This is a genomic window from Pseudomonas sp. BJa3, assembly GCF_026343815.1.
Classification (GTDB): Bacteria; Pseudomonadota; Gammaproteobacteria; order Pseudomonadales; family Pseudomonadaceae; genus Aquipseudomonas; species Aquipseudomonas soli.
On the sequence record NZ_JAOXMC010000002.1, the window covers coordinates 248864 to 269152 of the forward strand.

Annotated in this window: 16 protein-coding genes; 7 read left to right on the forward strand and 9 right to left on the reverse strand. The window is 65.3% G+C overall.

Annotated elements, in window-relative coordinates:
* Positions 1 to 44: 44 nt before the first annotated feature.
* Positions 45 to 1994 carry a propionate catabolism operon regulatory protein PrpR gene (gene prpR / locus OH705_RS02895; protein WP_094011191.1) on the reverse strand — a complete coding sequence of 650 codons (1950 nt, stop codon included), beginning with the start codon at positions 1992 to 1994 and terminating at the stop codon, positions 45 to 47.
* A 202-nt stretch (positions 1995 to 2196) separates the two neighbouring features.
* Here prpR and OH705_RS02900 point away from each other — a divergent pair, with 202 nt between their 5' ends.
* From OH705_RS02900 to OH705_RS02930, 7 genes are all read left to right on the forward strand, one after another.
* Entirely contained in the window at positions 2197 to 3255 is a 1059-nt protein-coding gene (locus OH705_RS02900; RefSeq protein WP_038705986.1) for a phosphotransferase family protein, read from the forward strand.
* The gene (locus OH705_RS02905; protein ID WP_094011192.1) at positions 3252 to 3608 is read left to right on the forward strand and encodes a DUF6285 domain-containing protein; all 357 of its coding nucleotides are present in this window, start codon (positions 3252 to 3254) and stop codon (positions 3606 to 3608) included. The genes OH705_RS02900 and OH705_RS02905 overlap by 4 nt, the downstream gene beginning before the upstream one ends.
* A 54-nt stretch (positions 3609 to 3662) precedes the next feature.
* The gene (locus tag OH705_RS02910) at positions 3663 to 4835 is read left to right on the forward strand and encodes an acyl-CoA dehydrogenase family protein (RefSeq protein WP_267300904.1); all 1173 of its coding nucleotides are present in this window, start codon (positions 3663 to 3665) and stop codon (positions 4833 to 4835) included.
* On the forward strand, positions 4835 to 5602 hold the full coding sequence (locus tag OH705_RS02915; protein WP_267300905.1) for an SDR family NAD(P)-dependent oxidoreductase: 768 nt from the start codon (positions 4835 to 4837) through the stop codon (positions 5600 to 5602). The genes OH705_RS02910 and OH705_RS02915 overlap by 1 nt, the downstream gene beginning before the upstream one ends.
* Before the next feature lie 106 nt (positions 5603 to 5708).
* On the forward strand, positions 5709 to 7379 hold the full coding sequence (locus OH705_RS02920) for a long-chain-fatty-acid--CoA ligase (protein ID WP_416383562.1): 1671 nt from the start codon (positions 5709 to 5711) through the stop codon (positions 7377 to 7379).
* A gap of 141 nt (positions 7380 to 7520) precedes the next feature.
* Positions 7521 to 8549 carry an AraC family transcriptional regulator gene (locus tag OH705_RS02925; RefSeq protein ID WP_094011194.1) on the forward strand — a complete coding sequence of 343 codons (1029 nt, stop codon included), beginning with the start codon at positions 7521 to 7523 and terminating at the stop codon, positions 8547 to 8549.
* Positions 8542 to 9591: an AraC family transcriptional regulator gene (locus tag OH705_RS02930; RefSeq protein ID WP_094011254.1), complete on the forward strand. Its 1050-nt coding sequence runs from the start codon at positions 8542 to 8544 to the stop codon at positions 9589 to 9591. Before OH705_RS02925 ends, OH705_RS02930 begins: the two co-directional genes overlap by 8 nt.
* A gap of 255 nt (positions 9592 to 9846) precedes the next feature.
* Here OH705_RS02930 and OH705_RS02935 read toward each other — a convergent pair whose 3' ends face one another.
* The 8 genes from OH705_RS02935 to OH705_RS02970 all read right to left on the reverse strand — a co-directional run bounded on the left by OH705_RS02935 (position 9847) and on the right by OH705_RS02970 (position 20226).
* Positions 9847 to 10713, reverse strand: coding sequence for an NAD(P)-binding domain-containing protein (locus OH705_RS02935; RefSeq protein WP_416383565.1), 867 nt, complete (start codon positions 10711 to 10713; stop codon positions 9847 to 9849).
* A 117-nt stretch (positions 10714 to 10830) separates the two neighbouring features.
* Entirely contained in the window at positions 10831 to 12210 is a 1380-nt protein-coding gene (locus OH705_RS02940; protein ID WP_267300911.1) for an aspartate aminotransferase family protein, read from the reverse strand.
* Between the two features lie 96 nt (positions 12211 to 12306).
* Positions 12307 to 13560 (reverse strand): aspartate aminotransferase family protein, encoded by a 1254-nt coding sequence (locus OH705_RS02945; RefSeq protein WP_038705991.1) that lies wholly within the window; start codon positions 13558 to 13560, stop codon positions 12307 to 12309.
* Positions 13561 to 13603: 43 nt separating this feature from the next.
* Positions 13604 to 15028, reverse strand: a complete 1425-nt coding sequence (locus OH705_RS02950) for a gamma-aminobutyraldehyde dehydrogenase (RefSeq protein ID WP_267300913.1) — start codon at positions 15026 to 15028, stop codon at positions 13604 to 13606.
* Between the two features lie 79 nt (positions 15029 to 15107).
* Positions 15108 to 16439, reverse strand: coding sequence for an APC family permease (locus OH705_RS02955; protein WP_267300915.1), 1332 nt, complete (start codon positions 16437 to 16439; stop codon positions 15108 to 15110).
* Positions 16440 to 16451: 12 nt separating this feature from the next.
* Positions 16452 to 17609 carry an iron-containing alcohol dehydrogenase gene (locus OH705_RS02960; protein WP_110605051.1) on the reverse strand — a complete coding sequence of 386 codons (1158 nt, stop codon included), beginning with the start codon at positions 17607 to 17609 and terminating at the stop codon, positions 16452 to 16454.
* Positions 17610 to 17827: 218 nt separating this feature from the next.
* Positions 17828 to 18703, reverse strand: coding sequence for an alpha/beta fold hydrolase (locus OH705_RS02965; protein ID WP_023628927.1), 876 nt, complete (start codon positions 18701 to 18703; stop codon positions 17828 to 17830).
* Complete coding sequence (locus OH705_RS02970) at positions 18700 to 20226, reverse strand: flavin-containing monooxygenase (RefSeq protein WP_023628926.1); 1527 nt, start codon at positions 20224 to 20226, stop codon at positions 18700 to 18702. The genes OH705_RS02965 and OH705_RS02970 overlap by 4 nt, the downstream gene beginning before the upstream one ends.
* Between the last annotated feature and the right edge of the window lie 63 nt (positions 20227 to 20289).

Consider the following 20289-nt stretch of genomic DNA (forward strand, 5'->3'; position numbering starts at 1 on the left):
TTTATCCGCCCCGGCCAGCGCTGGCCGGTGGCGGATGGCACGGCTCAACGCGCAGCCCGCAGGCGCCGCCACAAGGTGGTGCGGCTGATGCCGAGGCGGCGCGCGGCTTCGTCGAGGTCGCCCTGGCAACTGTCCAGGGTTTCGCGTACATGGCGCAGCTGCGCGGCCTTGCCCACCGTTTGCAGGTCGGACGCTTGCGGCGCCTTGGCCCGCCGGGATGGCAACTGGCCTTGGCACAGCTCGGGCAGCACCCGCGCCAGGTACTGCTCGTCCACCCCTTCGTCGCGCAGCAGTTCGCGGGCCGACAGCATCGCCCGCTCGATCACGTTCTCCAGTTCACGGACATTGCCCGGCCAGGCATGGCGCACCAGGTAGGGCAATAGCGCCGTCATTACCTGTGCAGCGCCTGTTGGCTGCCCCTGGACCAGCAGGCGCTGGCCGATGCTCTGGCAGATCAGGGCGATGTCCTCGGGGCGTTCGCGCAGGGGCGTGGTCTGCAGCCGCAGGATGTTCAGACGGTAGTACAAGTCGGTGCGGAAACTGCCCTGGTCGATGGCCGTGCCCAGGTCCTGGTGGGTGGCGGCGATGATCCGCACGTCGATGGCAATCGGTTCGGTACTGCCCAGGCGCAGCACTTCGCGCTCCTGCAGCACCCGCAGCAGGCGGGTCTGCAACGACACCGGCATGTCACCAATTTCGTCGAGGAACAGCGTGCCGCGGTGCGCGGCCTCGAACAGACCGGGCTTGCCGCCCTTGCGCGAACCGCTGAAGGCGCCTTCCTCGTAGCCGAACAGTTCGCTCTCCAGCAGTGTTTCGGGAAATGCCGCGCAGTTGATGGCGACGAAAGGGCCCTGCCGGCGCGGGCTTGCATTGTGGATGCCCTGGGCCAGCAGTTCCTTGCCGGTGCCGCTCTCGCCGGTGATCAGGATGGTCGAGTGGCTGGCGGCGAAGCGCTCGGCCAACTGCAGCATCTCGCGGTTGGCCCTGCTGTTGCCGCTCAGTTGTTCCAGCCGGTAGCGCGCGGTGAAGGCGCCGGGGCGACGGCTGGCGCGGATGCGCTGGTCGGCTCGCTGCACGGCGCTGATGTCCTGGCAGGTCAGCACCAGGCCGGTGCGCTCGCCGTTCTCCAGGATCGGCAGCAGGTTGCTGACCACGGCTTGCGCGCCCAGGCGGATGACACGGTTGTCCTCGCCCGTGCCGTCCTGCAAGGCCTGCTGCAGGTCCAGCTCGGGGCAAAGGGCTTGCAATGGGCGGCCGAGCGCCGCGCTGGCCGGCAATCCCAGCAACTGTGCCAGTGCCGGGTTGAGCGACTGCACCAGGCCTTGGTTGTCGACGGCCGCGACCCCGGTGGGGATATGTTGCAGCACGGCATCGAGGTGGCGGCGCTTGGCGATTTCGATGCGCTGGCTGTCGAGGATGCCAAGGGCCTCTTCGAGCGCCTTGCGCACGGTGTCCTCGCTCAGCGACAGCACGCCCTGCAGCCCGGCCTGCTCGGCCAGCTCCACCACGGTAGACGAGCCGATGATGCTGCCACAGCCCAGCCGGGCGGCGTAATCGACGGCGTGGCGGGCTTGCTCAAGCGAGGTATAGGCGGCCTGGTGCACCTGCACGGTGAACAGCGCCGCCAATGCCTGCAGGTCCTGGTTGATGTGGTCGTAGCTGAGCACGGCCACTTGCGTGCCGTGGGCCTTGGCCTGCCCCAGGGCGCGCAGCAAGTCGCCGCCGCCGACGCGCATTGCCAGTACTGGCCGGGCCAGGTGCTTGCGCAGGTAGGCGGCGGTGGCCCCTGCGCAGACGAACACATCGACTTCGCCGCGCTGCTCCAGCTCGCGGGCGGTCTGCAGCGCTTCGGCTACCGAGGTGTCGAGCACTTCGATACGGGTGTCGGGGTAATCCGCCGTGAGCCCGCTCACGACCTGGGCGAGACGGCTGCGCTGCCGAGGGCGTTGCAGGTGGCTGATCAGCACGACGACCTTGGAGGCGGGGGAGTGCATGGCGGACCCTGTTCATGGTTGCAATGTTTCAATAGTGAATGAATGCCTTGCACAAGTGAAATGAAGATTGTCCAGCCGGGCACTGCCAGGACATGCCCAAACCCAGGCGTCACGGGGCTCGCAGGTGGATGGTCGACAGTTGGCCCAGGCTTTGCTCTGGCCCTGTTGCCAATTCACCAGCGAAGGCAGGGCCCATCGACCCATGAGCAGTTCCTCCACGACGTCCCTGGCCAGCGATCCGATCGCGGCCAGCGACAACGACCAGCAGTTGGTCGACTTCATTCGCGAACGCGCCGCCGCCGAGCGGGTGCTCATCACAGCGCGCAAGCGGTTGAGCGGTGGTGCCATCCAGGAAAACTGGCGGCTCGACCTGTTGATCGAGGGTGGTCCCTGGGCCGGTAACCGGCGCTGGGTCCTGCGCAGTGACGCACTGTCGGCGCTGCCGGCCAGCCTCGGCCGCGAACAGGAGTTCGCCGTGCTGCAGGTGGTCTACCAGGCCGGGGTCAAGGTACCGCGACCGCTCTGGCTGTGCCGTGACACGCGGGTGCATGGGCGGGTGTTCTTCCTCATGGAATACGTGCCGGGCATCGCCGCCGGGCGCCTGCTCAGCGCCCAGGCCGGTGCGCAAGGGCAGGGCGGGCTGGCGGCGCAGTTGGGCGCCAACCTGGCGCGCCTGCATCAGGTGCGCCCCCCGTGTGCGGCGCTGGACTTTTTGCCAATACCTCAGGGCTCACCCGCCCTGGCCACCCTCACGGCCTACCGGCGCTACCTCGACACCCTCGACCAGGCCTACCCGGCCCTGGAGTGGGGCCTGCGCTGGTGCGAGCTGCATGTGCCGCGCAGTCAGGCCCTGTGCCTGCTGCACCGCGACTACCGCACCGGCAACTACCTGGCCAGCGAACAGGGGCTGGAGGCGGTGCTCGACTGGGAATTCAGTGGCTGGGGCGACCCCTGCGAGGACCTGGGTTGGTTCAGCGCCCGTTGCTGGCGTTTCACCCGCCCCGACCTGGAGGCGGGCGGCATCGGCCTGCTCGAGGACTTCCTGCGCGGCTATCACGAAGTGTCCAGCCTGGCCATCGAACCTAGCCAACTGCACTACTGGCAGGTCATGGCCACCCTGCGCTGGGCGGTTATCGCCCTGCAGCAAGGACAACGCCACCTGTCCGGCGAAGAACCTTCCCTCGAACTGGCTCTGACCGCGCGCCTGCTGCCGGAGCTGGAGCTCGACATCTTGAACATGACCGGAGCCGAGGCGCCATGACCCAACCGAATGCCGCGCAACTGCTCGATATCGCTCGCCAGACCTTGCTGGAGCAGGTGTTGCCCGAGCTGTCCGGCGAGCTGCGCTACCCGGCGCTGATGATCGCCAACGCCATGGCCATCGCTGCGCGTGAAAGCCGCCTGCAAGGCGAGCTGGAGGTCCAGGAGCACGCACGTCTGGGCGCCGTGCTCGAGGCGCCGCCAGCGACCCTGGCCGGCACGAGACAGCATTTGGCCCAGACCATCCGCGAAGGTCGCCACGACGCGCCGCAGGCACGTCGCGCCCTGGTCGAGGCGCTGCGCCAGACGACGCTTGACCGTCTGGCGATCAGCAACCCCAAGGCCATGCCCTGAACGCCGGTGGCCACTGCCCGATTTCCAAGACTGAAAACGCATAGAAGGACAACCATGAACTTCACCCTGTCGGACGACCTGCTGACCTTGCAGGCGAAAACGCGCGACTTCATTGCCAATCACGTGATTCCGTTTGAGAAAGACCCGCGCCAGGACCGCCACGGCCCCAGCGACGACTTGCGTCAGGACCTGCTGGAAAAGGCCCGCATCGCCGGGTTGCTGACCCCGCATGCCAGCCCCGAGATGGGCGGCATGGGCCTGAGCCATGTGGCCAAGGCGATCGTCTTCGAAGAGGCCGGTTATTCACCCCTGGGGCCGGTGGCGCTGAACATCCACGCACCCGACGAAGGCAATATCCATCTGATGGACGTGGTCGCCACCGAGGCGCAGAAGGACCGCTGGCTGCGCCCGCTGGTCCAGGGTCGGGCGCGCTCGTGCTTCGCCATGACCGAGCCTGCGCCGGGCTCAGGCTCGGATCCGTCGATGCTGCGCACCACGGCCACCCGCGATGGCGACGATTACCTGATCAACGGCCGCAAGTGGTTGATCACCGGCGCTGACGGCGCCGATTTCGCGATCATCATGGCGCGCATGGAGGACGGCACGGCGACCATGTTCCTCAGCGACATGCGGCGTGAGGGCATCGTCCACGAACGGCAACTGGACTCGCTGGACAGCTGCTTCACCGGTGGCCACGGACAATTGCGTTTCGACAACCTGCGCATCCCGGCGAGCGATGTGCTCGGCGAGATCGGCAAGGGCTTCCGCTACGCCCAGGTGCGTCTGGCGCCGGCACGGCTGACCCACTGCATGCGCTGGCTCGGCGCCGCGCGTCGTGCCCACGACATCGCCTGCGATCATGCGCGCACCCGCGACGCCTTCGGCAAATCGCTGGGCGAGCACCAAGGTGTCGGCTTCATGCTCGCCGACAACCAGATGGACCTGCATGTGGTGCGCCTGGCGGTATGGCACTGCGCCTGGGTACTCGACCAGGGCGAGCGGGGCAATGTCGACTCGAGCATGGCCAAGGTGATCAGCTCCGAGGCGCTGTGGCGGGTGGTTGATCGCTCGATGCAGGTGCTGGGCGGGCGCGGGGTGACCGGGGACACGGTGGTGGAGCGGATCTTCCGCGATATCCGGCCGTTCCGCATCTATGACGGTCCGAGCGAAGTGCACCGCATGGGCCTGGCGAAGAAACTCCTCGACCAGCGCCCGGGAGGTCACTGATGCAGCCGCAACTTGCTCGACTGTTCTCTCTTGATGGCCGTCGCGCCCTGGTGACCGGGGCCTCCAGTGGCCTGGGCCGGCACTTTGCCCAAACCCTGGCGGCCGCCGGCGCCGAGGTGCTGGTCACCGCCCGGCGCGAGGCGCCGTTGCAGGCCCTGGTCGAGACCATCCAGGCCAGCGGCGGCCGGGCCCGCGCCTTTGCCCTCGATGTGACCCGCCGGGACGATGTCTGCCGGGTGCTCGATGCCGCCGGCCCCCTGGATGTGCTGGTCAACAACGCCGGCGTGAGCGACAGCCAGGCGCTGCTCGACTGCGATGATGGCAGTTGGGACCGCGTACTCGACACCAACCTCAAGGGCGCCTGGACGGTGGCCCAGGAAAGCGCGCGGCGCATGGTTGCCGCAGGGCAGGGCGGCAGCCTGATCAACGTCACCTCGATCCTCGCCAGCCGGGTGGCCGGCGCCGTCGGCCCTTATCTGGCGGCCAAGGCCGGCCTGGCGCACCTGACCCGCGCCATGGCCCTGGAGCTGGCGCGCCATGGCATTCGCGTGAACGCCCTGGCGCCGGGATACGTGATGACCGACCTGAACGAGGCGTTCCTGGCCAGTGACGCGGGGCAGAGATTGCGTTCGCGTATTCCGAGCCGGCGCTACAGCCAGCCGGCGGACCTGGACGGCGCCTTGCTGCTGCTCGCCAGTGACGCCGGCCGCGGCATGAGCGGCAGCGAGATCGTGGTCGATGGCGGCCACCTGTGCAGCAGCCTGTAGACACACCGCCCAGCCTTGCAAATCCCGCGATGAATGGCACCGGCCGTGCCGGTCAAGAACAACAAGAAACAGAGGTAGTTATGTGCGTGCAACCGTTGAACTGCCCATGGACGAAGGACCCGTCATGATGAACCCGAGCCTGGAACACGAACTGGCCCCGAATGCGGCCAACCACGTGCCGCTGTCACCACTGTCGTTCCTCAAGCGCGCCGCGCAGGTCTATCCCCAGCGCGACGCGGTGGTGTACGGCGACCGTCGCTACACCTACCAGCAGTTGCACCAGCGCAGCCGGGCCCTGGCCAGCGCCCTGGAGCGGGTTGGCGTGCAGCCGGGCGAGCGTGTGGCGATCCTGGCGCCGAACATCCCCGAGATGCTCGAGGCGCACTATGGCGTGCCCGGCGCGGGTGCCGTGCTGGTGTGCATCAATATCCGCCTGGAGGCGCGCAGCATCGCCTTCATCCTGCGCCATTGCGCGGCCAGGGTACTGTTGTGCGATCGCGAGTTCGGCGCGGTGGTCCACCAGGCGCTGGCGATGCTGGACACGCCACCGCTGCTGGTGGGCATCGATGATGCCCAGGCCGAGGGCGCCGACCTGGCGCCGGACCTGGACTACGAAAGCTTCCTGGCCCAGGGCGATGGCAACCGGCCGTTGAGCGCGCCGCACAACGAATGGCAGTCGATCGCCATCAACTACACCTCCGGCACCACCGGCGATCCCAAGGGCGTGGTGCTGCATCACCGTGGCGCCTACCTCAATGCCTGCGCCGGGGCGCTGATTTTCCAGCTCGGTCCGCGCAGCGTCTACTTGTGGACCCTGCCGATGTTCCACTGCAACGGCTGGAGCCATACCTGGGCAGTGACCCTGTCGGGGGGGAGCCACGTGTGCCTGCGCAAGGTGCAGCCCGAGGCGATTCACGCCGCCATCGCCGCGCATGGCGTGACCCACCTGAGCGCCGCGCCGGTGGTGATGTCGATGCTGATCCATGCTCCGGCAGGCGCCGCGCCGTCCCAGGCGGTGTCGGTGATCACCGGTGGCGCCGCACCGCCCAGCGCGGTGATCGCCGCCATGGAGGCGCGCGGTTTCAGCATCACCCATGCCTATGGCATGACCGAAAGCTATGGCCCTAGTACCTTGTGCCTGTGGCAGCCAGGCGTCGACGAGCTGCCGCTGGAGGCTCGCGCGCGGTTCATGAGCCGCCAGGGCGTGGCCCATCCGATGCTCGAGGAAGCCACGGTCCTGGATAGCGAAACCGGCCAGCCGGTGCCCGCCGACGGGGCGACGCTGGGCGAGCTGGTGGTGCGCGGCAACACGGTGATGAAAGGCTACCTGCACAACCCCGAAGCCACCCGCAGCGCCCTGGCTGGCGGCTGGCTGCACACCGGCGACCTGGCCGTGCTGCACCCTGATGGCTATGTGGAGATCAAGGACCGGGCCAAGGACATCATCATTTCCGGCGGCGAGAACATCAGTTCGCTGGAGATCGAGGAGGTGCTCTACCAGCATCCCGAGGTGCTCGAGGCCGCCGTGGTGGCGCGGCCCGATTCGCGCTGGGGCGAAACCCCGCATGCCTTCGTCACCCTGTGCGCCGAGGCCCAGGGGGATATCACCGGCGAAGAGCTGATCCGCTGGTGTCGCGAGCGCCTGGCGCACTTCAAGGCGCCGCGGCATGTGTCGTTGGTGGCGTTGCCGAAGACGGCCACCGGCAAGATCCAGAAATTCGTCCTGCGCGAATGGGCTCGCCAGGCGGCTGCAGCCAGTGACCGGCCGGAAGGGTGATGCGTGGTCACCCTCCCGATCGGCCGCCGGCTCGCTCAAGTCTGCTATATCGAACGGAGGAAAAGCTTCACACTATCCGCCAAAATACAGGTAGGCATCTACCTGCCTGTGAACCGACATTCATGAGCCGGATCTTCTCTGATGACGTCCTATATCCTGGGGACCGCGTTACTTGGATTCGACGACTTCGCTCTGGCCCAGAGGCTCGAGCCTCATGCGCTGCTTGCAGAGGTTTCGCTTGCCCTTGGCGAGCCCGATGGCGCAATCGAAACCCGCCCGTTCAACGCGCTACTGGCGTTGGCTGCGCACCGTTCGGGTAATCGCCTGTTCGCTCTGCAGTTCGGGCTTGAACATGGCATGCGGGGGATGGGGACCCTGCTGCATGTCATTCAGAGCGCGGACACAGTCGGTGAGGTGCTGAGGGCATTGGTCCGGTACGCCCATGTGCTCGGCACGGCAGTGGAGTTTCGCCTGGAGCGGCATCTCGGCAATGCACGCTTGAGCTGTCAGGTCACCGATGCGGATCTGCCCTGTGTAAGACAGACCGTGGAGTGGGCGATGGGAATGAGCGCGCAGCTCATGCACAGTTTGCTCAAGCACCTCTGGCGCCCGCAGGCCCTGCTGCTGTGCCATGGCGCGGGGGCGGAGCCTTCGGCATACCGGCGTCTGCTGGGGGTGGCGCCGCGTTTTTCCAGCACGGAAAACGCCTGGGTGTTCGACCCTGCGCTGCTGGACGCACAGCTTGGCGCAAAGGATCAACGCATCCTGCAACTGACCCGGCAGTTCCAGGACGAGCTGGCGGATATCACGCTGGAGTCGTTGCCCATGCACGTACAAAAGCTTATGCGCAATCACATGCCCCAGGGGCGTGTCACGGTCGAACAGATTGCCATGGATCTTAAGATCAGCTCGCGCAGCCTGCAGCGCTACCTGCTGACCCAAGGCACGAGTTTCCAGGCATTGCTGGACGGGACCCGCCAGGCGATGGCCACCCGCTTGCTACGAGATGCGACGATCAACCTGACGCAGGTGGCAGAGTTGCTGGGATACACCCAGCTTGCCGCGTTTTCCAGGGCGTTCAGCCGCTGGCATGGCCTCAGCCCGCAACAATGGAAGCGCCAGCTACGCCAGGCGCCTGATGCCGAGAGCGGGCGTGGTCGACATGGCTGACGTTCCCTTTGTCCGGGCAATCAGCCTCACCGGGTTTCATGCCTTCGCCGCCGGGCAGGGGCTTGATCCCGAGCAGATGCTCAAGCACGTCGGCCTGCCGGGCCAGGGCCTTCAAGACGAGGACGATCTGCTCCCCTACCAGCAATACTGTGCTTTGCTCGAGGCCTGCAGTCGGCATTCGGGCAATGCGCTGTTCGGCCTGGAATATGGTCTGTTCCAGGCCTCCGATGTGTTGGGTGACTTGCTCCACCTGCTGCGCAATGCGCGCACGGTCGGTGATGCGCTGGTGGAGTTGCGCAACCATTACGCCCTGTACAATGGTGCGGCCGAAGTCGGGCTGGACAGCGAAAACGGCCTGACCATCCTCAGCTATCATGTTCGCCCCTCCCACGCGCCCGGCGTGGGCCAGGCAGAGGAGCTGGCCGGTGCCGTGGGCATCGCACTGATGCGCGCACTGGCAGGCCCGCACTGGCTACCTAGCGCCCTCTGGCTCAACCATTCGCCCAGTACCGATGTCGCCCTGTATGCCCAGGCGCTCGGCATGCCGCCCACCTTCAATGCGCGTTGTGTCGCCCTGGTGTTCGAATCATCGCTGTTGGCGCAGCCCTGTGTCCTGTGTGATGAGGCGTTGCACCAACTGGTGGTCAGGAGGATGCAGCGCCTGGAGCGGCTGTCCGGCGACGAGCTGGCCATCCAGATCAAGCAGTTGCTGCATCACCTGCTGCCCAGTGGGCGGGCCACGGCGCAGAAAGTGGCCAGCATCATGGCGCTGACGCCGAATGAGTTGCGTCAGGCCATGACGCAGGAAGGGCTGACGTTCCAGCAATTGCTCGAGGAGGTACGTCAGTCCATGGCCCAGGCCTACCTTGCCAGGCCTTCGGCCAACATCGGCGAGCTGGCCGCGCTGCTCGGCTATTCCGACACCAGTGGATTTTGCCGAGCCTTTCATCGCTGGTTTCAGATGAGCCCGTTGAGCTGGCAGAAGGCCCACGGCATCAAGCGCCAGCCGCGTCTGCTGGGGCGCGGACGTACGCGCCCCTAGAGGGTGTCGGCCCTTCGCTAGTAACCCCGGAATATATCGCCAATGCTCGCGATAGGGTGCGCCGCGTGCGCCGTTTGTGCCACGGATCGACTGACTATGGAAGACTGAGGGGCGTAGACCGCCGTCAGGAACAGGGCAAGTGTCACGCTGGCCACCAGAAAAGCAAAGATACGCATGGGAACCTCCAGCTTTTGTTTTTGTAGTTATCTTCGAGTCTGGCCCGTGGCGTTGGCTAAAGCTTGATAAAGTGCGCCATTAAATGGGCCTTTGTGCGGCTGTTTCGGGAGGGTTGGCCGCTGCGAATACCTGGGTGGCCGCCACGATGTCCTGATCGCCATGGCCCATGGATTCAGCCCGTTGCACGACCCCGCATACGGCGTCGAAGACCGGCGTCCAGGCCCCTTGCGCGTGCAGCGCCTGGGCGATGTGAGCGAAGGCGCCGGCGTGCACATCGAGCCTGGCCTGATCGCCTGCGAAATCCTGCGCTTCCAGCCGGCGTACCGCTTCTTCGAGCGCGTCGCTTATGAAAAACCGTGACGTGTCGAGCAGCAGCCTGGCCGTCTCCGCCACCGGCAGGCCGAAACGCTCGCTCGCGCCCACGGCCTCGAAGAACGCCATCATCGTGGCGAATGCCTGGGCGTGGAGCACGGTGGCAAAGGCCAGTGCTTCGTCCCAAGGCAGGAACATCGTTTGACCGGCCAGCGCTTCGAGCAGCGCCCGATGCTGCTCGAAACCCTCACGATCGCCGGTATGCAGGGTGTGGCTCTGGCGATGACCGACGTTGCGCGGGTAGGCCACGATCATCCCTTTGACGTACAGGCCACCAGCGGCGTTGACCAGCGCCTGAAGCGCCAGGCCCTCGTCGCGGCCGTTGGTGGTGTAATCGATCATTGTGCGACCTGCGAGTGCCGCCATCACCCCCGGCATGCCAAGCACGCCATGGGTCGCCTGGTCGTCCAGCAGCACGAAGACCGTGACCGGGCTTGCGCTGAGCGCGGCGTGAGCCGAGTCGCACAGCTGAGCACCAGCGGCGACCAGCGCCGCCGCTTTGCCAGGCGAACGGTTCCACACCGCCACGCGTTTGCCTTGCTTGAGAAATGCATGGGCCATGATCGTGCCCATGGCGCCGAGCCCGACTACCGATACATCGACGTCGAGGCGCTGCTCATTTTGCGTGCTCACATTCCAACCCTCATGATTTTTGTTTTAGGTATCCAGGACGCGGACGCAGTCTTTCGCCTACAACAGGTTCTGTGCGCGGGCCCAGTCAGTCGCGTCGGCCAGCGTGCGCTCGAAGGCGCTGAAGATCGCCTCGATATCGGCCTGGGTGCAGATCAACGGCGGACAGAAGGCGATCGTGTCGTAGATGGCGCGAATGATCAGCCCGTGCTTGTGCGCCTGTCTGAACACATAGCCACCCAAGGTGCCGGGCTGGGCGAAGGGTTGGCCGGTGGCCTTGTTCGCCACCAGTTCGATGGCGCCCACCAGCCCGATACCGCGCACATCGCCCACCAGCGGATGGTCGGCGAATGCTCGCAGACGGCGCTGGAATTCAGGGGCCAGGCGCTGGACCTGGCCCACCAGGTCGCGCTCTTCGATGATGCGGATATTTTCCAGCGCCACCGCAGTGGCGACGGGATGACCCGTGCAGGTCAGGCCATGGGCGAAGGCTCCCAAACGCTGGCTCTGGCTGAGCAGGACGTCATGAATGGCATCGGACACCAGCACGGCGGCCAGGGGCTGATAGGACGAGGTGAGCTGCTTGGACAGCACCATGATATCGGGCTGGATCCCGTACAGCTCGGCGCCGAACATCGTGCCAAGCCTGCCGAAGCCGGTGATGATCTCGTCGATCACCACAAGGATGTCGTAGCGTCTGCACACCGCCTGGATCGCTGCCCAGTAGCCTTGGGGAGGCGGAATCACGCCGCCTGCGGCCATCACCGGTTCGCCGATGAACGCGGCGATGGTTTCCGGGCCCTCGTCGAGGATGTAATGCTCCAGCTCGTCCGCCAGGCGCGCCGAAAAGGCTTCCTCGGTCTCGCCAGGCCGGCCGAATCGATAGAAGTTCGGGCAGGTCAGGTGATGCACCGGGATGGCCGGCAGATCGAAATCACGGTGCATCGACGGGATGCCGCTCAAGCTGGCGCAGGCGACGGTGGCGCCGTGATAGGCCTGCTGGCGGGAGATGAACTTCTTCTTGGCGGGCTTGCCCAGTGCGTTGTTCACGTACCAGACCATCTTCACCACCGAGTCGTTGGCCTCGGACCCTGAGTTGGTGAAGAACACATGGTTCAGATCGCCGGGCGCAAGCTCCGCCAGCTTGGCGGCGAGCGCCGCGGCCGGGGCGTTGGTCTTGTGGCTGAAGCTGTGGTAGTAGGGCAGTTGCCTGAGCTGCTCGACGGCGGCGTCGACCAGGCGCTGTTCGCTGAAACCCAGGGCAACGCTCCACAGGCCCGACATGGCTTCGATATAGGCATTGCCCTGTTCGTCGAAGACCCGCACACCGTCGCCTGCGGTGATGACCAACGGCCCGATTTCCTGATGCTGGGCCAGGTTGGTGTTGGGGTGAATGAGTGCTGCCAGATCGTTGCGCGCGGTCGCAGTGAGCGTGTTCATTGGTTCATGTTCCTGTCGCAGGCTTCGATCGCCCGCAAGTGAGCAGGTTGCCTGCGCCCCGTGGATCGTCACGGGACGCACGGCAGGATCCTGCGGTTACTGACCAAGCGCTGCCGCGACCGCTTCGCCGAACGCCTTGAGACCCTGTTCGAGCTGCTCGGTCGGGGTGTTCACCGGTGGCATCAGCTTGATGATCTCGCCGTTCGGCCCGCAGCGGTCGACCAGCACGCCCGCCTGCAGCACGCGCTGCTGGGCATCCTTGGCCAAGGCTACGTTGCCGCGGCCGAAATCGATGCCGGCGATCATGCCGCGGCAGCGCGCCGAGGCGACCCCTGGAATCTCGGCGTAGCCGGCGACCGCGCGTTCCATGGCCGCGCAGTTGGCGGCCAGCAACTTCAGGAACTGTTCGTCGCGCCAATAGCCGAGGGCAATCTGGGCGGTAAGGAACGCCAACTGGTTGCCGCGGAAGGTGCCGATATGATCGCCCGGCTCCCAGACATCCAGCCCGGCGCCGATCAACACGATGGCCATGGGCAGGCCGTAGCCACCGATCGATTTGGCGCAGGTGATCAGGTCAGGGACCACCCCGGAGCGCTCGAAGCCGAAGAAGTCACCGGTGCGGCCGCAGCCAGCCTGGATCTCGTCGCAGATGAGCAACACCCCGTGTGCACGGGTCCATTGGCGCAAGGCTTGCAGCCACTGATTGGAGGCGGGGTAGACGCCGGCCTGGATCTGCACCGATTCGACGATCACCGCCGCTGGCAGCTCCGAGCCGCTGCCCTGGTCGTTGGCCAGGCGCTCGAGGAAGCCGATGCTGTCGAAGGCGCCGTAAGGGCTGTCTTCGTAGGGCACGAACACCACGTCGGTGGACAGCCCCGGACCGCGCCGGGTGCGGTTGCCAGTGACCGCCAGCGCACCAGCCGTCATGCCGTGGTAGGCACCATAGAACGACACGATCTTGCTCCGCCCGGTCGCCTTGCGCGCCAGCTTCAATGCCGCCTCGACGGCATCGGCGCCGGTCGGGCCGGTGAACTGCACCTTGTAGTCCCAGCCGCGCGGCTTGAACAGGTCGCGTTCCAGCGACTCGAGGAACTGCCGCTTGGTGGTGGTGTGCAGGTCCAGGGCATGGGTCACGCCGTTGGCCGACAGGTACGCGATCAGCGCATCGCGCATGCGCGGGTCGTTGTGGCCGTAGTTCAGGGCACCGGCGCCGGCAAAGAAGTCCAGGTACTCGCGGCCATCCTCGCCGCGGATCTTGCTGCCCTGGGCAGTATCGAAGACCAGCGGCAGATCGCGGCAATACATCCGCACGTTGGACTCGAGCCGTTCGAATGTCTCGATGTTGTTCATGCATAACCTCTTGAAGTGATCGGGCAACATTTGCTTGGCGCTATCAGTGCTTGAACATCACGTGGCGCACCACGGTGTAGTCTTCCAGGCCATACATGGACAGGTCCTTGCCGTAGCCGGACAGCTTCACGCCGCCATGGGGCATCTCGCTCACCAGCATGAAATGGGTATTGACCCAGGTGCAGCCGTATTGCAGGCGCGCGGCCAGGCGATGGGCGCGGCCGACATCGGCGGTCCACACCGAAGAGGCCAGGCCGTAGTCGGAGTCATTGGCCCAGGCCAGCGCCTGGGCTTCGTCCTCGAACGACGAGACTGTCACCACCGGGCCGAAGATCTCCCGGCACACCACCTCGTCATCCTGGCGGGCACCGGCCAGGACCGTCGGTTCGAAGAAGAACCCGCTACCTGCGGCGCGCTTGCCACCAGTGACGACCTCGATATGAGGCACTTCCCGGGCACGCTTGACGAAGCCTTCGACGCGACCCAGGTGCTCTTCGGTGATCAATGGCCCCATCTCGGTCGAGGGATCATCCTGCAGCCCGCACTTGATGCTGGCCACGGCCTCACCGAGCTTGCGCACGAACTCGGGGTAGACCGACTTCTGCACATACAGGCGGCAGGCGGCGGTACAGTCCTGGCCTGCGTTGTAGAAGCCAAAGGCACGAATGCCTTCGACGGCCGCGTCGATATCGGCATCGTCGAAGATCAGCACGGGGGCCTTGCCACCCAATTCCATGTGCATGCGTTTGACGCTGTCGGCGGTGCCCTCGATGATCCGGCTGCCGGTACGTACGGAGCCGGTCAGCGACACCATGCGCACCTTGGCATGGCTGGTCAGCGGCTCACCGACCGTGGCCCCCCGACCATGGACGATGTTGACCACGCCGGCAGGGAAGATCTCGGCCAGCAGTTCGCCGAGTTTCAAAGTGGTCATCGGCGTGTGCTCCGAGGGTTTCAGCACCACGGTGTTGCCGCCGGCCAAGGCCGGGCCGAGTTTCCAGGCCGCCATCAGCAAGGGATAGTTCCACGGCGCGATGGAGGCGACCACGCCGACCGCATCGCGACGAATCATCGAGGTGTGCCCCGGGATGTACTCGCCCCCGGCCGAACCTTGCAGGCAGCGCACGGCGCCGGCGAAGAAGCGGAACACGTCCGACACCGCCGGCAGCTCGTCCTGCAGCACGGCGGTGTAAGGCTTGCCGCAGTTGTCGGCTTCCAGGCGCGCGAACTCCGGTGCCTGGGCATCGATGCTGTCGGCGAGCTTGAGCAGCAGGGCTGCGCGGTCCTTGGGCGGGGTTTGCGACCAGGCTTCGAAGGCCGCATCGGCGCCTTGCACCGCGGCCTCGACCTGGGCTTGGCTGGCCTCGTTGGTTTGCACCAGGACGCTGCCCAGGGAGGGGTTGTACACGGCCAGCTCGTCGCCTTCGCCGGCTACCAGGGCACCATTGATCAGAAGTTTGCTTTGCATGTCGTTTCTCGCCATTTAACGGCGCGGCCAATGGCCGGCCTTGTGATTGTCGTCAGGGCATTCGATTGAAACGGGGTCGCTATACCAATGCCTCAGGGACGGGGCTGCGGAAGAAGCTGGTGCGGCAGGCCAGGTAGACCAGCCCCAGGCCGAGCCAGCAACTGCCCATGATCAGCGCGTCTTTATCCAGGCTGATCAGCATCCACCCGGCCGTGACCAAGCCGATGAGCGGGAACAGCACGCCACGCAGCAGGCCGGCGCCATCCTTGACCCGTGCATCGAAGGTGAGCCGCAATGCACACAGATTGACGGCGGTGAAAGCGACAAACGCGCCGAAGTTGACCAGCGACGTCGCGGTGGCGATCGTCAAGGCAAAACCCGCCGTGCCGAAAACGCCGCAGAGCAGGATGTTGAAGGCCGGGGTCTTGAAGCGCGGATGCAGGACACCGAACACCTTGCGCGGCAGCTGGTTGTCCCGGCCGAGGGCATAGAGCAGCCGTCCCACGCTGGCCTGGAACGACATGCCCGCGGCAAAGTGGGCGATGATGATCCCCGCCAGCACCACGGCGAAGAACACATCGCCGCCGATCATCCGGGCGATCTCGAAGGCGGCTCCGTCCACCTGCTCGAAGCTGGGGGAGGGATGGGCCAGGTACATGAAGTACGAGGAGCCCACGTACACCGAACCGCCGATCAACGCGACCAGCAGGATGGCGCGTGGCAGCGTCCGGCCCGGCTCTCGGGTCTCCTCGCTCAGCGTGGACAGCGCGTCGAAGCCCAGGAACGAGTAGGCGGCAATGGCGGCGCCGGCCATGCTGGTGGCGAAGGGCACGTCCTGATTGAAGAACGGCTTGGCCGACAGCAGCCCGCCAGGGCCGTTCGCCGCCACGATGTAGTGCATGCACAGGCCCAGGAACACGACGATGATCGCCAGTTGCGCCGCCATCAACAGCACGTTGAAGCGGTTGGCGACCTGGATGCCAAGGACATTGAGCAGTGAAGTGGAAACGATGAAGCCGCTGATCCACACCCACTGCGGGACCTCTGGAAAGGCCATGTTGAGGTAGCTGGCACCGAGCAGCCAGATCAGCATCGGGATGAAGAAGTAATCGAGCAGGGCGGCCCAGCCCACCATGAACCCGAGATTGGCATTGAGCATCTTGCGGGTGTAGGTGTAGGCCGAACCGGCTACCGGGAATACCCTGACCAGCCGCCCGTAGCTCAACGCGGTGAACACCACCCCGGTCGCCGCGATCAGGTAGGCCATTGCCGTGGTGTTGCCGCTGGCCTGGGTGATCACGCCGTAGGTGCCGAAGACGATCAGCGGGGCAAGGAACGCCAGGCCGAACAGCAGCACCGAGAACGACCCCAAGGTGCGCCTCAACGAGGCGCTGGAGGTTGAATGACTCATGACGCAGCCCTCCTACGCGACGAAGTGGTAAGCGGTGGTGATGATGTCGTGATAAGCCTCGACGGACATCGCCTTGGCATTGCTGGCGTCCGAGAAGTTCTGCTTGGATTTTTCGGCGATGGCCTGGAAGTCCTCCTCGCGCACGCCCTTGACCTCGGCGAAGGAGGGGATGCCCAGGTCCTTGCTCATCTGGAACAGATGACCCACGGCGGCCTCGGCGGCGGCGGCCGGCGCCAGCGTCGGGTCGATCCCCAGGGCGTAGGCCACCTGGGCGTGGCGCAGGATGTCGGCATCGCGGTTGTGGCCAAAGACGAAGGGCAGGAAGATCGCGTTGCCGACGCCGTGCGGGGTGTCGTACATGCCGCCAATTGACTCGGAGATGCAGTGCACGCTGCCGACGTCAGCGTTGCCGAATGCCATGCCGGCGATCAGGCTCGCCACCAACATCTGCTCGCGCGCCTCTTGATTGTCTGGCTCCAGTACGACCGCCTTGAGGTGCTGGCTGATCAGGCGGATGGCATGCAATGCCAGGCCATCACTGATCGGGTTCGAAACGCGGCAGGTGTACGCCTCGATGGCATGGGTCAGGGCATCCATGCCGGTGGCGGCGGCAATCGACGCGGGCAGGGTGTCGAGGATACGGGAGTCGAGCAGCGCCAACACGGGGCCGACGCGGTAATCATGGACGCTCATCTTGAAATGGCGGGCAGTGTCGGTGATCACCGAGAAGCACGTCACTTCGCTGCCGGTACCTGCGGTGGTCGGGATGGCGATGATCGGCGGTATGGCGTGCTTGAGGGTGAACGACCCTTCGTAGTCCTCGATCCGCCCGTCGTGGGTAAGCAGCAGGCTGATGGCCTTGGCCGCGTCCATCGCGCTGCCGCCACCCACCGCCAGCAGGCCGTCGATGCCTTTGCCCCGATATTGCTGCGCCGTCCGGTTGATGTCTTCGCTGCGTGGATTGGCCTTGATGTCCGCGACTTCTTCGTAAGCAATTTCTGCCCTGTCCAGGCTGGCATAGATGCTGTCCAGCAGGCCGGCGGCCTTGACCCCGGCATCGGTCACGATCAGCACCCGCGCCAGGCCAAGGCCCTGGAGATGTTCACCGGTGCGCTCGCGCAGGCCAGGTTCCATCACGATCTTGCTGGGGAGTAAGAATTTGAATTCCATACGTACCTCTTGCTCAATTGTTGTCATTGTCGAAAGGGCAGTGGAGGAGCACCCGCGCCTGGTCGCGGTCGGCCGCTCAGGCGTGTGATGTGTGGCCTGGCGCTTTGGCGCAAGCCGGTATGTTGTTGTTTTGGGTGGTGTTGCAACGTGTCGCTAAAGGCCTCCAGCGGAATAAAAAGAGGGGCGGCCAAGCTGCACGCCCCTAAAGAAAATTGTTGTTAACGCAAGTGCCCCGTCAGCAGGGACAGCAGCGTGGTGGACAGGCAAGCCGGAAAGTCATGCCCCATCCCGGGCAGCAACACCAGGCTGGAGCCACGGATCGCCGCCGCCGTGGCGTAGCCACCGCTGGTGGCGACCATGAGGTCTTTTTCCCCATGGATGACCAAGGTGCGGCAACGAATCCGCTGCAGCTCCTCGGTACGGTCGGCGGAGTTGATGATTGCGCCGATCTGCCTGGCGGTACCGAGGTTGCTCGCCTCGCCACCGCCTCGCTCCCAGGCCAGCTGGGCATACTCACGCAAGGCCGGCTCGTTCCACTCGAGGGTGGAGCCGATCACGCGCATGATGTCCACGTAGTCGCGAACGCTTTCCTTCTCGCTGCGCGGCGGGCGGCGCAGCAACTGCAGAAGGGCCTTGAGCGCCGGCTGGCCGACGCGCAGGGAACCCGTGGTGGAAAAGATCGATGTGAGGGTCCTGACCCGCTGCGGATAACGTGCCGCGAGGGTCTGCGCGATCATGCCGCCCATCGACATTCCCACGACATGCGCTGTTTGCAGCTGCAAGCCGTCCATCAAGCCGATGACGTCGTTGGCCATGTCGGCCAGGTCATAGCCGGCGGTGCGCTTGCGCAGGAACTGCTGCAGGGTCGTGGGCGGCGTCACGTCGGTGAAGAACGACCTGCCCGAGTCACGGTTGTCCAGCGTGATGACCTGCAGCCCTTGCTCGACCAGCCCGGCGATCAGCGCTTGCGGCCAGTAGGTAAGCTGCAGCCCGAGGCCGACGATGAGCAGGACCGCCGGGGCACCCTCGACACCGTAGCTGCGATAGCAGAGCTTGCCTTTGCCCGGTAGCTCGCAGAAGCGATCACGGCTCATCGGCGGCTACCTGGCTGTTGCAGTTCGACGCCGGCATGCACCGGCACGTTCGGTACGCTGCTGAAACTGAGGCACTTTTCCGCCACTGTGCCGCGGCGCAGCAGTTTGATATCGCGGAAGTAGTCCATCGACATCACCCAGGGCTCACACGGCCCCTGCCGCGGCACGCTGTCGAGCGCGCGCTGCACATAGCCGGCACCAAAGTCCAGCAGAGGGCGGGTTTCGATCCCGGCCGGCGCCTTTGGCTCGCAGACGTTGTAGCCTTCGCGCGCCATGAAACCGAGCAGGCGGCAGAAGTGGTCGCACAGCAGGCAGACCTTCAAGGTCCAGGACGAGTTGGTGTAGCCCACCGCGAAAGCGAAGTTGGGCACGCCGGAGAGCATCATGCCTTTGTAGGCCAGGGTCTCGTTGAGCACCACCGGCTTGCCGTCCTTGTGCAGGGTGATGCCACCGAACATTTGTACGTTGAGCCCGGTGGCCGTGACGATGATGTCGGCCTCCAGCGTCCTGCCCGATTTGAGCAATACGCCGGACTCGGTGAAGCGCTCGATATGGTCGGTGACGATGTCGGCCTTGCCGGTACTGATGGCTTTGAACAGGTCGCCCTCGGGCACCGAGCACAGACGCTGGTCCCACGGGTTGTAGGGTGGGTTGAAGTGCACGTCGACCGGGTAGTCCTTCGGCAACTCCTTGCGGGTCAGCCACAGCAGCAGTTTTTTCGAGAGCTTGGGGAAACGCTGGCAGAAGCCCCAGAACGCCAAGGTGATCTTGGCGTTCTTGTAGCGCGTCAGGGAATAGGCGGTTTGCGCCGGCAGGACCTTGCGCAGGAACGCGGCAACCCCGTCAGTGGCCGGCTGATTGATGATGTAGGAAGGCGTGCGCTGCAGCATGGTGATGCTGGCGACCTTGTCTGCCATGGCCGGAATCAGCGTTACCGCGGTCGCGCCACTGCCGATGACGACCACGCGCTTGCCCGCATAGTCGAGGTTCTCCGGCCAGTGTTGCGGGTGAACGATCTGGCCCTTGAACTGCTCGGTGCCCTCGAAGCGGGGGGTGAAGCCCTGGTCGTAGCGATAGTAGCCACCGGCACTGAATAGCCAGCGGCATTCGACCGTACGCACCTGAGCCGTCTGGCCTTCCTCGATGCGCACCGCCCACAGGCCTCTGTCGCTTTGCCAGTTGGCCGAGACGACTTTCTGCTGGTACTGGATGAACGGCTCCAGCTGGTACTCGTCGATGGCTTCGCGCAGGTACTCGAGAATGTCCGCGGCATCCGCCAGGGATTTCGCCTTGGTCCAGGGCTTGAAGTCGAAACCGAAGGTGTAGAGGTCCGAGTCGGAGCGGATGCCGGGATAACGGAACAGGTCCCAGGTGCCGCCCATGCGTTCGCGGGACTCGAGAATTGCGAACGTCCTGTCGGGTTGCTGGCGTCGCAGATAGGCCGCCGCGCCGATGCCAGACACACCGGCTCCAATGATCAAAATGTCGAGCGGCTCAACCGGAAGAGCAGTGTGCGAGGACATGTCGCCTCCTATTCTAGTGTTGTAGAGACTGATCTTTTGACTTGATCATTTGACCATGATGAG

Coding starts and splice junctions, on each gene's coding strand:
- OH705_RS02915 (WP_267300905.1), top strand. CDS start 4,835: ATGCAGCCGCAACTTGCTCGACTGTTCTCTCTTGATGGCCGTCGCGCC.
- OH705_RS02935 (WP_416383565.1), bottom strand. CDS start 10,713: ATGGGCACGATCATGGCCCATGCATTTCTCAAGCAAGGCAAACGCGTG.
- OH705_RS02940 (WP_267300911.1), bottom strand. CDS start 12,210: ATGAACACGCTCACTGCGACCGCGCGCAACGATCTGGCAGCACTCATT.
- OH705_RS02965 (WP_023628927.1), bottom strand. CDS start 18,703: ATGAGCCGTGATCGCTTCTGCGAGCTACCGGGCAAAGGCAAGCTCTGC.
- OH705_RS02950 (WP_267300913.1), bottom strand. CDS start 15,028: ATGCAAAGCAAACTTCTGATCAATGGTGCCCTGGTAGCCGGCGAAGGC.
- OH705_RS02900 (WP_038705986.1), top strand. CDS start 2,197: ATGAGCAGTTCCTCCACGACGTCCCTGGCCAGCGATCCGATCGCGGCC.
- prpR (WP_094011191.1), bottom strand. CDS start 1,994: ATGCACTCCCCCGCCTCCAAGGTCGTCGTGCTGATCAGCCACCTGCAA.
- OH705_RS02920 (WP_416383562.1), top strand. CDS start 5,709: ATGGACGAAGGACCCGTCATGATGAACCCGAGCCTGGAACACGAACTG.
- OH705_RS02960 (WP_110605051.1), bottom strand. CDS start 17,609: ATGGAATTCAAATTCTTACTCCCCAGCAAGATCGTGATGGAACCTGGC.
- OH705_RS02930 (WP_094011254.1), top strand. CDS start 8,542: ATGGCTGACGTTCCCTTTGTCCGGGCAATCAGCCTCACCGGGTTTCAT.
- OH705_RS02945 (WP_038705991.1), bottom strand. CDS start 13,560: ATGAACAACATCGAGACATTCGAACGGCTCGAGTCCAACGTGCGGATG.
- OH705_RS02970 (WP_023628926.1), bottom strand. CDS start 20,226: ATGTCCTCGCACACTGCTCTTCCGGTTGAGCCGCTCGACATTTTGATC.
- OH705_RS02910 (WP_267300904.1), top strand. CDS start 3,663: ATGAACTTCACCCTGTCGGACGACCTGCTGACCTTGCAGGCGAAAACG.
- OH705_RS02955 (WP_267300915.1), bottom strand. CDS start 16,439: ATGAGTCATTCAACCTCCAGCGCCTCGTTGAGGCGCACCTTGGGGTCG.
- OH705_RS02925 (WP_094011194.1), top strand. CDS start 7,521: ATGACGTCCTATATCCTGGGGACCGCGTTACTTGGATTCGACGACTTC.
- OH705_RS02905 (WP_094011192.1), top strand. CDS start 3,252: ATGACCCAACCGAATGCCGCGCAACTGCTCGATATCGCTCGCCAGACC.